Source organism: Sphingomonas sp. 10B4 (assembly GCF_035019905.1).
Classification (GTDB): Bacteria; Pseudomonadota; Alphaproteobacteria; order Sphingomonadales; family Sphingomonadaceae; genus Sphingomonas; species Sphingomonas glacialis.
In genome coordinates, this window is sequence record NZ_JASJVC010000081.1 from 1 (window position 1) to 15,201 (window position 15,201).

At 66.8% G+C, this 15,201-nt stretch carries 13 protein-coding genes and 1 tRNA gene; 10 read left to right on the forward strand and 4 right to left on the reverse strand.

Features of this window, described 5'->3' with window-relative positions; genetic code table 11:
- Nucleotides 1–241: 241 nt before the first annotated feature.
- From QN347_RS16625 to QN347_RS16640, 4 genes are all read left to right on the forward strand, one after another.
- Nucleotides 242–430, forward strand: a complete 189-nt coding sequence (locus QN347_RS16625; protein ID WP_322162879.1) for a hypothetical protein — start codon at nt 242–244, stop codon at nt 428–430.
- A complete protein-coding gene (locus QN347_RS16630) occupies nt 430–717 on the forward strand; it encodes a cell division protein ZapA (protein ID WP_133189409.1) in 288 nt (95 codons plus the stop codon). Before QN347_RS16625 ends, QN347_RS16630 begins: the two co-directional genes overlap by 1 nt.
- A gap of 306 nt (nt 718–1,023) precedes the next feature.
- Nucleotides 1,024–1,569, forward strand: a complete 546-nt coding sequence (locus tag QN347_RS16635; RefSeq protein WP_322162876.1) for a 5-formyltetrahydrofolate cyclo-ligase — start codon at nt 1,024–1,026, stop codon at nt 1,567–1,569.
- The gene (locus QN347_RS16640; protein WP_189675250.1) at nt 1,566–1,775 is read left to right on the forward strand and encodes a DUF2842 domain-containing protein; all 210 of its coding nucleotides are present in this window, start codon (nt 1,566–1,568) and stop codon (nt 1,773–1,775) included. The genes QN347_RS16635 and QN347_RS16640 overlap by 4 nt, the downstream gene beginning before the upstream one ends.
- Before the next feature lie 141 nt (nt 1,776–1,916).
- Here QN347_RS16640 and QN347_RS16645 read toward each other — a convergent pair.
- Together QN347_RS16645 and QN347_RS16650 are read right to left on the reverse strand one after the other, a co-directional pair.
- Nucleotides 1,917–1,993: transfer RNA gene (locus QN347_RS16645), tRNA-Asp, on the reverse strand.
- Between the two features lie 44 nt (nt 1,994–2,037).
- Entirely contained in the window at nt 2,038–3,252 is a 1,215-nt protein-coding gene (locus tag QN347_RS16650) for an AI-2E family transporter (RefSeq protein ID WP_322162874.1), read from the reverse strand.
- 55 nt (nt 3,253–3,307) lie between these two features.
- On the opposite strand from QN347_RS16650, the gene QN347_RS16655 reads away from it, so the two are divergent.
- Both QN347_RS16655 and QN347_RS16660 read left to right on the forward strand, forming a co-directional pair.
- Nucleotides 3,308–4,789 carry a glycerol kinase gene (locus tag QN347_RS16655; protein WP_322162872.1) on the forward strand — a complete coding sequence of 494 codons (1,482 nt, stop codon included), beginning with the start codon at nt 3,308–3,310 and terminating at the stop codon, nt 4,787–4,789.
- A 46-nt stretch (nt 4,790–4,835) separates the two neighbouring features.
- Entirely contained in the window at nt 4,836–5,798 is a 963-nt protein-coding gene (locus tag QN347_RS16660; protein ID WP_322162871.1) for a CPBP family intramembrane glutamic endopeptidase, read from the forward strand.
- 3 nt (nt 5,799–5,801) lie between these two features.
- Here QN347_RS16660 and QN347_RS16665 read toward each other — a convergent pair whose 3' ends face one another.
- Nucleotides 5,802–7,127 carry a hypothetical protein gene (locus QN347_RS16665; RefSeq protein ID WP_322162870.1) on the reverse strand — a complete coding sequence of 442 codons (1,326 nt, stop codon included), beginning with the start codon at nt 7,125–7,127 and terminating at the stop codon, nt 5,802–5,804.
- A 155-nt stretch (nt 7,128–7,282) separates the two neighbouring features.
- The gene (locus QN347_RS16670) at nt 7,283–9,040 is read right to left on the reverse strand and encodes a class I adenylate-forming enzyme family protein (protein ID WP_322162867.1); all 1,758 of its coding nucleotides are present in this window, start codon (nt 9,038–9,040) and stop codon (nt 7,283–7,285) included.
- A 143-nt stretch (nt 9,041–9,183) separates the two neighbouring features.
- Here QN347_RS16670 and QN347_RS16675 point away from each other — a divergent pair, with 143 nt between their 5' ends.
- The 4 genes from QN347_RS16675 (at nt 9,184) to QN347_RS16690 (ending at nt 15,154) form a co-directional block, all read left to right on the forward strand.
- Nucleotides 9,184–10,407 (forward strand): serine hydrolase domain-containing protein, encoded by a 1,224-nt coding sequence (locus QN347_RS16675; protein ID WP_322162865.1) that lies wholly within the window; start codon nt 9,184–9,186, stop codon nt 10,405–10,407.
- A gap of 119 nt (nt 10,408–10,526) precedes the next feature.
- Nucleotides 10,527–12,560, forward strand: coding sequence for a 3-hydroxyacyl-CoA dehydrogenase NAD-binding domain-containing protein (locus QN347_RS16680; RefSeq protein ID WP_322162864.1), 2,034 nt, complete (start codon nt 10,527–10,529; stop codon nt 12,558–12,560).
- Entirely contained in the window at nt 12,553–13,968 is a 1,416-nt protein-coding gene (locus tag QN347_RS16685) for an amidase family protein (RefSeq protein WP_323494186.1), read from the forward strand. Before QN347_RS16680 ends, QN347_RS16685 begins: the two co-directional genes overlap by 8 nt.
- A 4-nt stretch (nt 13,969–13,972) precedes the next feature.
- Entirely contained in the window at nt 13,973–15,154 is a 1,182-nt protein-coding gene (locus tag QN347_RS16690) for an acyl-CoA dehydrogenase family protein (protein WP_133189426.1), read from the forward strand.
- Nucleotides 15,155–15,201 lie beyond the last annotated feature (47 nt).

The window sequence follows — 15,201 nt, forward strand, 5'->3', positions numbered from 1 at the left end:
CCCCCCCCGCGCCACACGGCGCCAAATCCCCCCAACCCCTTTTAGCCCCACCTTGAGCGTCCGCGCCCTGCCCCCCAACCGCTTGGCGGGCGCGCGGCGGCGCCCCCCCGACTCTTCTTCGATGCGCGCGTCTTTGCGGGCGCGCGGGCAGCGCGTCAACCGCCCCGAACGCGCGTCGAGTGGGGCGGCGTGCGCACGAACCCGCCTTGTTCGGGCGGTGCGCCATGCTATCTCACTCGGAATGGCAGACACCTCCACCGTTTCGACCCTCGACCGCATCGACCGCGCGCTGGAGCGCATCGAAGCCGCCGCCGCCGCCCGCACCGCCAGCACCGCCGCCCTCCAGAAGCGCCACGAAAAGCTGCGCGCGCGCATGGCCGAAGCCGTCTCGGCGCTCGACGCCGTGATCGCACGCGAGAGCGAAGCCTGATGGCCGACGTCACGCTCGAGATCGGCGATCGTCGCCACGTCGTCTCCTCGCCCGACGGGCAGGAGGACCAGTTGCGCCGGCTCGCCGCGATGCTCGACGCGCACTGGCCGATGGCGGTGCGCGCCTCGGGCGGGCTCAGCGGCGAGCGCACGATGATGTTCGTCGCGCTGATGCTCGCCGACTCGCTCGAGGAGGCCAATCGCCGCCCGGCCGAGATCAAGGACGAGGTGCTGCTCACCACGATCGCCGAGCGGCTCGAATCGCTTGCCAACTCCCTTGAGCAATAGCGGCACAGCGCCTATATCCATCGGTGGCGGGCACTGCCCGGTACGAGCCTTTATTATCCCTGAGGCTATTCATCATCCAAGGGGGTTGTCCCTGCTAGGGTCTTGGCCCGAAGCACATGATCCCCACCTGACGTACCGCGCGTCAGAGGATAACCCGGCACACGGCCACGGCGGTCCCGCCACCGCTTCCCCCCCCTTGCGACGCCTCCGTCGCCCCGGCGAAGGCCGTGGCCGGCCAGCTGTGCGCGCATGGCCAGCCTCAGGCGCCCGACATAGCGGCCCCGGCCTACGCCGGGGCGACGGGTGGTGATCGACAAGCGGGGCCTGCGCGCGCGCATCCGCGCCGAGCGCGACGCCTTCTTCGCAGACAGCCCGCCCGCCATCGTGCCGCCGCCAGAATTGCTTGCGCTGCTCACGCCTGGCCTGACCGTCACCTCCTACGTTCCGATCGGTAGTGAAGCCGACCCGTCCCCGCTTGCGCGCGCAGCGGTCGAGGGCGGATGCCGCATCGCGCTGCCGCATGTTACAACGCGCACCGAGCCGATGCGCTTCCTCGCCTGGGATACCGAAGCGGCCCTCCAGGCTGGCCCCTACGGCCTCAGCCAGCCCGCCAGCGATACAAGCGCGCTGGTCCCCGACATCATCCTGACGCCGCTGCTCGCCTTCGACGCCAAGCTCGACCGGCTCGGCCAGGGTGCGGGCTATTACGACCGAGCCTTCGCGCAATTCCCGCAGGCCCGCCGCATCGGTGTTGCGTGGAGCGTGCAACAGGTCGACAGCTTGCCGACCGATCCGTGGGACATGCCGCTCCACGCGATCATCACCGAAACCGGATGGAGCGAACGTCGATGACCCCTAGCTGGCGTAAACCGGTTGGTATGCTCGCCATCCTCGCCCTAATTGGCCTGTGGTGCGTCGTCGCGGCGAGTCTGTCGGGCGTCGTCGGCCAGTGGCACCCGCTGCTGCAAGCGCTGTTCTACCTTGTCGCGGGCGTCGCCTGGATCTGGGTCTTGCCGCTGCGGCGCATGCTGGCGTGGATGGAAACCGGCATCTGGTGAACCGGGCATGATTCGCGGGGCGATGTCCCCGCGTGCTACAAACGCGCATGCACAATCTGCCAGAAGCATGAGCCGTGGCCGGAGTTACGTAATGTGATGTCTGGGATCTAAGTCCGCGAAACGCCATCCCAATCGAGGGAATGGCGCGAGTGACGGGACTCGAACCCGCGACCTCCGGCGTGACAGGCCGGCGCTCTAACCAACTGAGCTACACCCGCTTATTCAGCGTGAGGCGCGTCTCTATGGGGGTGACTCCTGACTGTCAACCGCCCGTTTCACCTTCTTCCGAAGAATTTGCAAAATTGCTGCGGCGGCGCTGGGTCAAGGTCCCGTGTTCAAACAGGAAACCGGCGATATCGGGTTTCCCCGCCGCCCCCAGCACGGTTTGCAGGATAATCAGCAACGGCACGGCGAGCAGCGTTCCCGCCGTCCCCCACACCCACGACCAGAACGAAATCGACACGAGAATCATGATCGGGTTGATCGTCAGGCGGTGGCCGACGATCAGTGGGGTGATCGCATTGGCCTCGACCAGATGGCAGCCGATCATCACGAACGCCGGCACCAGCGCCACCCAGATGTCGTGAAAGGTCATCAACCCGCCGAGCGCGAGCAGCAGCGCCGCGGTGATCGGCCCGAAATAGGGTACGTAATTGAGCAAGGCGACGATCCCGCCCCACATCAGCGGAAACGGCATGCCCATCACGTACAGCAGCCCCGAGATCGCCAGGCCAAGCGCGAGGTTGATGATCGTGATCGTCCCGAGATAGGCCGAGGTATCGTCGACCACGTTCTGGATGACGCGCGCGGTCGCCATCGCGCCGCCGAAGCTCGAGCGGCTGGTGATCGTGCGGCGACGCAGCCGCGTCCAGCCCGACAGGAAGAAGAATACGACGAGGATCCCGAAGAACACCTGGACGATCACCGACGGCGCAAAGCTCGCGGCGAGTTCGAGGATCGAGCTCGGCGGCGTCACCGCAGCCGTCGGTGGCGCCTTGACTGGCCCCGTCGCGGCGAGGTGCTGCACCGTGCGATTGAGGTATTTCTGGAAGCTCGCATAGAGATCGATCAGCGGGGCGATGTTCATCTGGATCCGGTCGATCCGCTCGGGCAACCGCCGAAAGAATTCGGTGGCCGGCACAATGATCGCTGCCAGCGCGACATTTGCCGCAACGAGGAACAGCAGGACGCAGGTCAGCGCCGCGAGCGCCGACGGCACGTGCCGCCGCTCGAGCCATTCGAGAATCGGCACCAGCGCGATCGCGATCACCAGCGCCGCGGTCGTCGGCAGGAAGAACTCCGCCCCCGCCTTGAGCGCGAACGGCAAGGCGACTGCCAGCCCCACGCCGGCAATGAGCGTCAGCGCCGCGAGCAAGCGATCGCGCCGCATCGCGATCCGCCATTCATCCTCGGGCTCCTCGGTCGGAACCGGGGGGAGTTCGAACGCCCCACTCGTGCTGTTGTCGCGTTCTGCCATGCGCGCGACCGTAGCGGCATTCCCACGCCACGCAAACGGCGCTAGCCATAGCCTTATGTCCGATCTTCTCCTCGTTATCGACGAAGGCACGACCTCGACTCGTGCCATGCTGTTCCAGCCCGACGGCCAGTGCCGCGCGACCAAGGCGCTCGAACTCAACCAGCACTATCCCGCCCCCGGCCGTGTCGAACACGATGCGCGCGAAATCTGGGAGAAGACGCTCGCGGTGACTTGCGCCGTGATCGCGGAAGCGGGCGGTGCCGAGAAGATCGCGGCGATCGGCATCACCAACCAGCGCGAGACCGTCGTCTTCTGGGACCGCGAGACCGGCGAGCCCTTGAGCCCGGCAATCGTCTGGCAGGACCGTCGCACCGCCGCGACCTGCCGCGACCTCAAGGAGGCCGGCAACGAACCGATGGTCCAGGCCAAGACCGGCCTGCTGCTCGACCCGTATTTCTCGGGGAGCAAGATCGGTTGGGCGATGCAGAATTGGCCAGAAGTCAAGGCGGCGGGCAAGCGACTCGCGGTCGGCACCGTCGAGAGCTGGTTGATCTGGAAGCTGACGGCCAACGAAAATCGGGGTGGCCTGCACATCACCGATGCGACCAATGCCAGCCGCACCGCGCTGATGGCGATCGGCAGCGGCAATTGGGACGACGGGTTGATCGACCTGTTCGGCGCACCGCGCGCCGCCTTGCCCGAGATCGTCGATTGCGCAGGCCGCTTCGGCGAGACGACGCTGTTCGGCGCCGCAATCCCGATCTGCGGCATCGCGGGCGACCAGCAAGCCGCGACGATCGGCCAATCGTGCCTCAAAGTCGGCGAAACCAAAGCGACCTTCGGCACCGGCGCGTTCGTGCTGAGCCAGGCCGGCCCGACGCCCCCCACATCGCGCAATCGCTTGCTCTCGACGATCGCGTGGCAGCTCGACGGGCGGCGCGCCTATGCGCTCGAGGGATCGGTGTTCGTCGCGGGCAGCTTGATCAAATGGCTGCGCGACGAGGTCGGGCTGATCGGCAGCGCGGCCGAGACCGAGGCGCTCGCGCACAGCGTGGCCGACAATGGCGGCGTCTATTGCGTCCCCGCACTTTCGGGGCTCGGCGCGCCGTGGTGGGAGCCCGACGCGCGCGGCTCGATCTCGGGCCTGAGCTTCTCGACCGGCAAAGCGCATATCGTCCGTGCCGCGCTCGAGGCGATGGCGCACCAGGCGCACGACCTCAAGACCGCCTTCGCCGCCGACGGGGTCGACTGGAAGAGCGTGCGGATCGATGGCGGGATGGTCGCCAACAACTGGATGGCGCAGGACATGGCCGACATCCTCGGCGTCTGCGTCGAACGGCCCAAGTTCGCCGAGACCACCGCGCTCGGCGCGGCGATGCTCGCCGGGATCGGCTGCGGGCTGTTCGCCGACCTCGCCGCGGCGAGCGTGATGCGCGGTGCGGTCGAAACGTTCGAACCGCAAATTGCCGCCGATGCGCGCGACGCGCGGCTCGACGGCTGGCGCGCCGCCGTCCAACGCGTCATCGCGGCGCCGTGAAGCGCGGCAGGCGTCGCGCGACCGCGCTGTTACCCAAGGATTCCAGATGATCGACCACGCACCCGCCACGCCTGCTCCGCGCCGCGGGATCGGTTTCATTTTCAAGGGCAAGGACGGGCTGCGCGCCGGGTGGAGCCTGGCGATCTTCCTCGCGATCTTCAGCGCGTTGATGGTGGTGGCAAGCGTCATTATCCGGCCCAAGCCGCCCGGCCCCGGCCTGCCGCAACCGCTGCTCGGGTCGCTCGTCCCCGAGGCCGCATTCTGCGTCGCGGTGCTTGTCTCAGGACTGCTGCTGTCGCTGATAGAGCGGCGGCGGTTCGCAAGCTACGGCTTGCGGCGCGAACGGCGGGGGAAGGATCTGCTCGCCGGCATGGGCTGGGGTGCGGCGATGCTGTCGCTGCTGATCGGCCTGATGGCGCTGTGCGGCGCGCTGGTATTCGACGGCGTCGCGCTCGGCGCGGGTGCGGCCTTGGGATATGGCGCGGCGTGGTTCGGCTTCTTCTGCCTCGTCGGCTTGTTCGAGGAATTCCTCACGCGCGGCTTTTTGCAATATACGCTCGCGCGGGGTGTCGCCGGCCTGATCGCTTCGGTCTCGCCGAGCGCGCGCTCAGCACGGACGATCGGCTTCTGGGTCGCAGCGGCGGTCTTTTCGGTTGGGCTGTTTGCCGCCGGGCATATCTCGAACGCCGGCGAATCGGCGATGGGGCTGGTCAGCGTCGCGCTTGCCGGGCTGACCTTTGCCTATGCGCTCTATCGCACGGGCTCGTTGTGGTGGGCGATCGGCTTCCACGCGACGTGGGACTGGGCGCAGTCGTTCCTCTACGGCGTTCCCGATTCGGGGATGATGATGGAGGGCCATCTGCTCGCGACGCATCCGACGGGCGCGACACTGCTGTCGGGCGGCGCGACCGGCCCCGAGGGCAGCGTGCTGATCGTCCCGACCTTGCTCCTGACGATCCTCATCATCCACCGCACGCTGCCGCGCCGCGCGACCGCATTCGACGCCTGAGCGTCAGACCGGGCGCGGGCGGAGCCGGACACTTGGCTCGCGCGCGGCAAGCCGGCGCAAGATCAGCGCGAGCATCCAGCCCGCCGCGAGGATGAGGAACGGCATCGCGGGATAATGATAGCGTGTCTGGCCGGTGAAGCCGAACGCCGTCAGCGTCGCGAACGCCGGCATGCAGCCGAGCAGCAGCAGCGGGGCGCGCTCCCAGCGTCCACGGATCCGATCGCGCACAGCGATGCCGAGCGCGAACAGGCCAAGACCGACGAGCGCCATGTAATAGAGCTGGTCGACACCCTGCACGGCCCGCCACGCCGTCGAGCGATCGGGATAGGTCTTTTCGAGCGACCAGAAGGCGTCCGAATCCTTCAACCACAGCAACACCATCTTGCGGATGCCGAGCACGCTCCATTGTGCGGGATGCGCCGCGATCCAGTGTGTCGCGCGCGCCTTGAAGCGGCGGTCGAGCTCGACCTGCTGCGCGACGCGCTGGCTATAGGGGATGCCGACCGTCTCGTCCCAATAGGGCGTGCGCTCCCACGCGAACCAGTCGCCCGTCGCACGATCGTTCGCGCCGTAGAACAAGGCGACGCCGCCATTGGTCGAGACCGGCACGAACGCCCCCATCTGCGCGACGTTGCGCAGTGACCACGGCAGCACCACCGCCGCCAGCGTGATGTGCACCAAAACCGCCGCCCGCAGCGCATCGCGCCAGCGGAAATCGCGGAACGCCAGCAGCATCGCGACGATCACGCCGATCGGGAATAGCATCATCTGTGCGCGCAGCAGCGTCGCGAGCCCGAACAGCGCACCAGCGCCGATCAGTACGAGGCTGCGCTTGCGTCCGACGATCAGCAGCACGAAAGCCCCCATGCCGATCGCGGTCGACGCGGTCTCGGAACACGGCTGTCCGACATAGGCGATGTGCGCGGGATAGAGCGCATACAGCAGCAACGCGATTCGCGTCGCCAGCGCGCCTGCGCCGAGCGCCCGACCGAGCCACACGATCGCGCCGAGGATCATCGCGACCGACACGAGGTTGACCAGCAACGGCCCGAACAGCCCGGGCCCGAACAGCAGCATGCTCCCCGCGAGCAGCGCCGGGTAGCCGACCGGCCAGAACGCGGTCGGGTGCCCAGCCTCCTGATAGCCCATGCCGCGCGCCATCTCGGCGGCGCGGACCATGTACCATTCACCGTCGGAAACGGGATCCTGCGGCAGCAGCACCAGCATGGCGAGCCGTAACAGCAGCGCAAGCGTGAACAGCGCGGGCACGACCCATGGCGCGGTCTCAATCGTCGCGATCCGTGCGCTCAGTGATCGAGTCGCCGCCATACCCCGCCCTTCTCTGTTCCCCATGACAGAGCAAAGCGTCAAAGCCTTGCAAACGGCCAGCACGTTAAGACCGAATTTACCATATGCGCGGGTAAAATCGTTGCCGCGGCGTTAACGGAGCTGGTTAAAGTCCTTTGACGGGACCGGCGGTGGCGTTACGCGACCGCGATAAGTCGATCCTCGAAGAGCGCTTTCAAGTCCTTTTTGAGGATCTTGCCGTTGGCGTTGCGCGGCAAGGTGTCGTCGACGAAGCGGATCGCAACGGGCGTCTTGAAGATCGCCAGCCGCGCGCGAACCCATGCCTGGAGCTCGGCCTCGCTCACGCTGGTGCCGGGCCGCAGATGGACCACCGCCGCCGGTTCCTCGCCCAAGGTGCGGTGCGGCAAGCCGATCAGCGCGCAGTCGGTCACCGCGGGGTGGGCGTAGAGGACGTTCTCGACCTCCGACGAATAGATGTTCTCGCCGCCGCGGATGATCATATCCTTGGCGCGGTCGACGATGTAGAGGAAACCCTCGGCATCGAGCCGCGCGAGATCGCCGGTGCGCACCCATCCGTCGACGAAGGTCGCCGCAGTCGCCTCGGGCTTGTTCCAATAGCCCTTCACGATCATCGGGCCACGCGCCCACAATTCGCCGACGTCGCCGATCGGCAGCTCGGTCGTCCCATCCTCGTCCATGATCTTGAGATCGGCGACAGGGGCCGGCGGCCCGGCGCTGGTCGGCCGTGCGAGATAATCCTCGCCGCCATGCCCGGTGACGGTCGCCATCGTTTCGGTCATCCCCCAGCCGTTCGACGGCAGCGCGCCGAATTCGGTGTAGATCCGCCGCACCAGCTCGGGCGCCGAAGGTGCGCCGCCATAGGCGATCGCCTCGAGCGAGGAGAGATCATACTTCGCGCGGTCGGGATGCTCGAGGATCTGCCACGCGATCGTCGGCACGCCGCCGGTAACCTGCACCTTCTCGCGCTCGATGATTTCCATCGCGCGGACCGTGTCCCATTTGCGCATGAAGACGAGCGTGTTGCCCGCCGCGATCGACATCATCATCGTCGCGCTGCACGCGGTGACGTGGAACATCGGGATCACGGTGAGAAAGGTCTTGGGCTCGGGCGGAGGCGGCGCCTCGCCGCGCCGCAGGAAGGCGCGCGCGCCGCCGAACGCCGATGTCAGGATGTTGGTCGTGAGGTTGCGATGCGTCCCCAGCGCGCCCTTGGGATGGCCCGTCGTCCCGCTGGTATAGAAGATCGTCGCATCGTCGTCGGTCGCGATCTCGGCCGCGGGCAAATCGCGCTCGGGGAGCGTCGCATAGCCGGTCGGCGTGCCGATCAGGTCCTCAAGCCGAACCGCATCCGCGCCGAGCGCGACCGAGGCGCGCGCGACGATGGTAGTCTCGACCGCCGGAAACGCCGCGCCCTCCGCCACCAGTCGCTGATAGCGCTCGTCATCGACGAACAGCAGCCGGCAGCCCGAATCGGTGATGCCATACGCCAGCTCGCCCGCGGTCCACCATGCGTTGAGCGGCACGATAATCGCACCGATGCTTGCCGCGGCAAAGAATACCACCGGCCATTCGGGCAGATTGCGCATCGCCAGCCCGACGCGGTCGCCCTTGCCGATTCCCATCTCGACCAGCGCGTGCGCCAGCGTCGCGACCGCGCGGAAATTGGCGTCGTAGCTGACGCGTTCGTCCTCATAGACGGTGAAGATCCGATCGCCATGCGCACGCGATGCCGCGATCAGCCAGGCAAGCGTCGGCGGGGCGTGCTTCCATACGCGAGTCGGGATGCCGCGGATCGGGATCGTCTCGATCTCGAACTTGCCACCCGGCGCGACCAGCGCCGCCTCGACTTGCGGCAACGTCATCCTGGGCCAGGCCGGATCGAGCGCGACGAGCGGTTCGATATCCACGATCATCTCTCCTCAAGCGCGCCAGATACCCGGTGAGTTGAAACTCGGGTTTGCCGCGGAACACTGTTTCAGCAAGGTTAGTGTTGATTCGTGCGCCACTCAAGGCAATAGGGTGTCATCGCTTTCGAACAGGGGGTATGGAAACCACGATGGCTGCAAACCTGCCCCCCGCCGCGCGGTTCGACTCAGGCCGTCTCGCCCGGATCGATGCCTTTCTCAAGGAACGCTATCTCGATTCGGGAAAGCTGCCGAACGCGCAGCTGCTGATCGCGCAGCGTGGCGAGATCGTCCATTTCTCCTCGCAAGGCGCGGCGCGCGAGGGTGGCGGCACGTCGATCGACGAGGGCTCGCTGTTCCGCATCGCCTCGATGACCAAGCCGATTACCTCGATCGCGTTCATGATGCTGGTCGAGGAAGGCAAGGTCGCGCTCGATACGCCGGTTCACCACGTGCTGCCCGAATTCAAGGATATCGGCGTCTATAATGGCGGCGGCGCGGGCGTGCCGTTCCAGACCCGGCCGACGAGCGACCCGATGCGGATGGTCGATCTGCTGCGCCATACCGCGGGGCTGACCTACGGCTTCCAGAACCGCTCGAATATCGATGCCGCGTACCGCGAGGGACGGATCGAGAATTGGCATGGCGGGCTCGATCTCGACGGGCTCGTCGCCGCGCTCGGCCGGCTGCCGCTGGAATTCTCGCCCGGCAGCGCGTGGAATTACTCGGTCGCGACCGACGTGCTCGGCGCGGTCGTCGCGCGCGTCTCGGGGCTTTCGCTGCCCGATTTCTTCGCAACGCGCATCTTCGCGCCGCTGAAGATGGATGACACCTTCTTCCACGTCCCCGCCGACAAGATCGACCGGCTGACCGATTGCTACACGCTCGCCGCCGGCAAGGGCCGCGTGCTCTACGATCGCGGCGCGGCGAGCGCGTGGAGCAAGCCGCCCAAGCTCGTCTCGGGCGGCGGCGGGCTCGTCTCGACCGCGCTCGATTATCATCGTTTCTGCACGATGCTGCTGAACGGCGGCGAGCTCGACGGCGCGCGGATCGTCGGGCGCAAGACGATCGAGCTGATGACGATGAACCACCTCCCCGGCGGTGCGGATCTCTCGACGCTGTCGAAATCGCTGTTCAGCGAGGCGGCGAATGCCGGCACCGGTTTCGGGCTCGGCTTCGCGGTCAACATCGACGTCGCGCGCTCGATGATCCCAGGGTCGGTCGGCGAATATTATTGGGGTGGCATGTTCTCGACCGCCTTCTTCGTCGATCCCGTCGAGCAGCTGCACATGGTGTTCATGACGCAAGTGTCGCCGTCGAACATCTACCCGATCCGACGCGAGTTGAAGACGTTGATTTACAGTGCGTTGACCTAACCCATCCGTCGCCCCGGCGCAGGCCGGGGCCGCTGGGTCGGGCGCGCGTCGCTGACGTCGCGGACCACCTCCAGCGGCCCCGGCCTTCGCCGGGGCGCCGCCCGTAGCAGGAGAGAAGAATGACCGGCCCGATCACCACCGAACTCCACGACGACGTCCTCGTCATCATTTCGAACAACCCGCCGGTCAACGCGCTCGGCGCGGCCGTGCGGCAGGGGCTCGAGGCGGGGATCAAGGAGGGCCTCGCCAATCCGCAGGTCAAGGCGATGGTGATCCGCTGCGACGGCCGCACCTTCTTTGCCGGCGCCGACATCACCGAATTCGGCAAGCCGATGCAGGAGCCCGGCCTCCCCACCGTGGTCGACATGATCGAAGCGTCGGACAAGCCCGTCGTCGCCGCGATCCACGGCACCGCGCTCGGCGGCGGGTGCGAGGTGACACTCGGCTGCCACTATCGCATCGCCGTGCCGAGCGCGAAGATCGGCACGCCCGAGGTCAAGCTCGGCCTGCTTCCCGGTGCCGGCGGAACGCAGCGCATCCCGCGCATCGCCGGCGTCAAGCTCGCGCTCGAAATGACCGCCAAAGGCGATCCGATCCCGGCCAAGCTCGCGCTGTCGGCCGGCCTGATCGATCGCTTGGCAGGTGAGGACAGCCTGGCCGCCGACGCGATCGCCTTTGCGCGCGAAATTGCCGACACCAAGCCCCTGCCCCGCGCCCGCGAGAAGGTCGCGCAGGCCGACCCCGAAGCCGTCGCCACGTTCAAGAAGGACAATGCCAAGCGCTTCCGCGGCTTCGACGCGCCTGCCGCCAACATCGCCTGCGTCGAGAAAGCCGCCGACGGATCGAGCTTCGACGAGGGCATCGCCTTCGAGCGCCAGGAATTCATGAAGCTGATGATGGGCGTCCAGTCCGCTGCACAGCGCCACATCTTCTTCGCCGAACGCCAGGCTGCCAAGATCGACGGCATCGACCCCAAGATCGCGCTGCGCGAGATCAAGCGCGTCGGCGTGATCGGCGCGGGCACGATGGGCGGCGGCATCTCGATGAACTTCCTGTCGGCGGGCATCCCCGTGACGATCGTCGAAATGGCGCAGGATGCGCTCGATCGCGGTGCCGGCACGATTCGCAAGAATTACGAGGCCTCCGCCGCCAAGGGCCGCTTGAAGCCCGAGCAGGTCGAGGCAGCGATGGGCGCGCTCAACCCGACGCTCAATTTCGAGGCGCTCGCCGAGTGCGATCTCATCATCGAGGCGGTGTATGAAAACATGGACGTGAAGAAGGAGATCTTCACCCGCCTCGACGCGCTCGCCAAGCCCGGCGCGATCCTCGCCTCGAACACCTCGTATCTCGATATCGACGAAATCGCCTCGGTCACCAAGCGACCCGGCGATGTGGTCGGCATGCACTTCTTCTCGCCCGCCAACGTGATGAAGCTGCTCGAGGTCGTCCGCGGGGCACAGACCGAGGACGATGTCCTCGCCACCGTGATGGCCCTCGCCAAGACGATCAAGAAGGTCGCGGTGGTCGCCGGCGTGTGCGACGGGTTCATCGGCAACCGGATGCTCAAGCCCCGCCAGGTCGAAGCGATGAAGCTGCTGATGGAAGGCGCCACCCCCGAACAGATCGACCGCGTCCATGTCGCGTTCGGCATGCCGATGGGGCCGTTCCAGATGAGCGATCTCGCCGGCGTCGATATCGGCTGGCACCGCGACCCCAACCGGATCGAGAACATCCGCGACGCGCTCGCCGCCGAAGGGCGCTGGGGGCAGAAGACCGCCAAGGGCTTCTACGATTATGACGAGAAGCGGAACCCGACGCCCAGCCCCCGCGTGGCCGAGATCATCGAGGATTTCCGCTCGAAGTCGAACATGCAAAAGCGCGAGATCAGCGATGAGGAGATCGTCGAGAAGACGCTCTACACGATGGTCAACGAAGGCGCGCTGATCCTCGAGGAGAAGATGGCGCAGCGCGCGAGCGACATCGATGTGGTGTGGATCTACGGCTATGGCTGGCCGGTCTATCGCGGCGGGCCGATGTTCTGGGCCGATACCGAGGGGCTCAAGAAGATCGTCGCCGGGCTCGAGAAGCACGGCTTCGCGGTGGCGGAACTGCTCAAGTCGAAGGCGGAAAGCGGCGGTCGGTTCAATGGATGAGCAAACCGCCGTCGCCACGGCGAAGGCCGGGGCCGCTGGGAGCGAGGCACCCGACTCGCATCACGGCAGGACGACCCCGGCCTCCGCCGGGGTGACTGGGATCCGGTCCGCGCTCCAGACCGCCGCGGCAATCCGCGCTGGTGAAACCACCGCGCTCGCCGAGTGCAATGCCGCGATCGCGCGGATCGAGGCGGACGACGGCGAGATCAACGCCGTCGTCGTCCGCGATTTCGATCGCGCGCGCGATGCCGCGCGCGCGATCGACGCTGGCCCCAAGGACGCGACAAGCGTGCTGCTCGGCGTGCCGATGACGGTCAAGGAAAGCTTCGACGTCGCCGGGCTCGTCTCGTGCTGGGGTTTTGCCGAACACGCCGATTTCGTCGCGACCGAAGACGCGGTCCAAGTCACGCGGCTCAAGCAAGCCGGCGCGGTGATCCTCGGCAAGACCAACGTCCCCGTCGCGCTCGCCGATCTCCAGACCAACAACCCGGTCTATGGTCGCACGCGCAATCCGATCGATCATGACCGCGTTCCCGGGGGATCGTCGGGCGGCGCGGCGGCGGCACTCGCCGCGGGGTTCGTAGCCGTCGAGATCGGCTCGGACATTGGCGGATCGATTCGCCTGCCCGCTGCCTTTTGCGGCGTGTGGGGCCACAAGCCGACGTACAACGCGCTCAACGCGTTCGGCCACAATTTCCCGCGCTCGCAAAGCTGCGGGGTGGCGCTCAACGTCGCCGGGCCGCTCGCGCGCGATCCCGACGATCTCGAGGCGCTGTTCGGCGTGATGGGCGGCGACGCGCTCGCCCGCCCAGCGCCGCGCGGAGCCGGCGAATGGCGGATCCTGCTGCTTCCGGAACATCCGCTCGCGCGCTCGCAAGCGTCGATCCAGGAAGCGATCGCCGCGGTCGGTGCGGCGTTCCGCGCGGAAGGCGCGCAGGTCGACGATGCCAGCGCCTTGCTGCCAGATCTCGTCGCGCAACACGGCGCCTATATCCACATGCTGCTCGTCGCGATGGCGCGCGGCGCGCCGATGGACGGCGGGCAACCGCTTCCGCTGCCCGACTGGTTCACGCTGGTCGATGCGCAGGCCAAGAGCCGTCGCGATTGGGCACGGCTGTTCGGCGCCTATGACGCGGTGATCGCGCCCGCCTGGGGCACCACCGCCTATCACCACGACGACACCCCGCTCGCGACGCGGATCGCGATGATCGACGGTGTCGACACGCAAGCCGCGCTGCAAATGGCCTATCCCGGCCTCGCCACCTTCCCGATGCTGCCCGCGACGAGCGTGCGGATCGGCACCGACCCGGACGGTCTGCCGATCGGGGTCCAAGTGATCGCCGATTACAATCGCGACTTCACCGCCATCGCGGTGGCGCGCGCCGCCCATGCCTTGATGAGGAGTTGATTCCATGACGCAAGACCTCGACACTTTCCGCAGCGAAACCCGCGCCTGGCTCGAAGCCAATTGCCCGCCCGAAATGCGCCAACCCGTCCGCTCCGAAAAGGACGCGTGCTGGGGCGGCCGCAATCCCGATTTCCAGCCTGGGCAAAAGGAATGGATGGACGCGATGGCATCGCGCGGCTGGACCGTGCCCGATTGGCCCAAGGCGTATGGCGGCGGTGGCCTGTCGCCTGCCGAAACCAAGATCCTGCGCGAGGAAATGGCGGCGATCAAGGCGCGCAATCCGCTCAATTCGTTCGGCATTTCGATGCTCGGGCCAGCGTTGCTGAAATACGGCACCGAGGAGCAGAAGCTCGAATATCTCACCAAGATCGCACGCGGCGAGATCCGCTGGTGCCAAGGGTATTCCGAGCCCAATGCCGGTTCGGATCTCGCCAGCCTCGCGACCTCCGCCGAGGACGCAGGCGATCATTACATCGTCAACGGCCAGAAGGTATGGACCTCCTACGCCGACAAGGCCGACTGGATCTTCTGCCTCGTCCGCACCGACAAGAGCAGCAAGCAGGGCGGGATCAGCTTCGTGCTGTTCGACATGGCGAGCGAAGGCGTCTCGACCAAGCCGATCCTGCTGATCTCGGGCTATTCGCCGTTCTGCGAGACCTTCATGGACAATGTGAAGGTGCCCAAGTCGCAGCGCATCCATGAAGAGAATAAGGGCTGGGACGTCGCCAAGTATCTGCTCGGGCATGAGCGCGAGATGATCTCGGGCATGGGGCTCGCCTCGACCGGCGGTAACCCGCTGCTCGACGGTGCAATCGCGACGATCGGGCTCGATTCGGAAGGGCGGCTCGCCGATCCGCTGCTGCGCGCGGCGATTGCGACGTTCGAGGTCCGCGCGAAAGCATTCGGATCGATGTCCGAGCGCTTCATCGACGAGCTGAAGGCCGGTCGCGCACACCCGGCACAGCCCTCGATGATGAAATATTACGGCACCGAGCTCAACAAGAGCCGCCACGAGCTGATGATGGCATCGGGCGGTTCGGACGCGCTCGAATGGGAGAGCGAAGGCTCGCGCGGCGGCGCCGAGGCGCGCGCCTGGCTGCGCACCAAGGCCAATTCGATCGAGGGCGGGACGAGCGAGGTCCAGCTCAACATCATCGCCAAGCGCATCCTCGAATTGCCGGCGTAAGCAACGTCGCCCCGGCGAAGGCCGGGGCCTGTCTCTTATACACATCT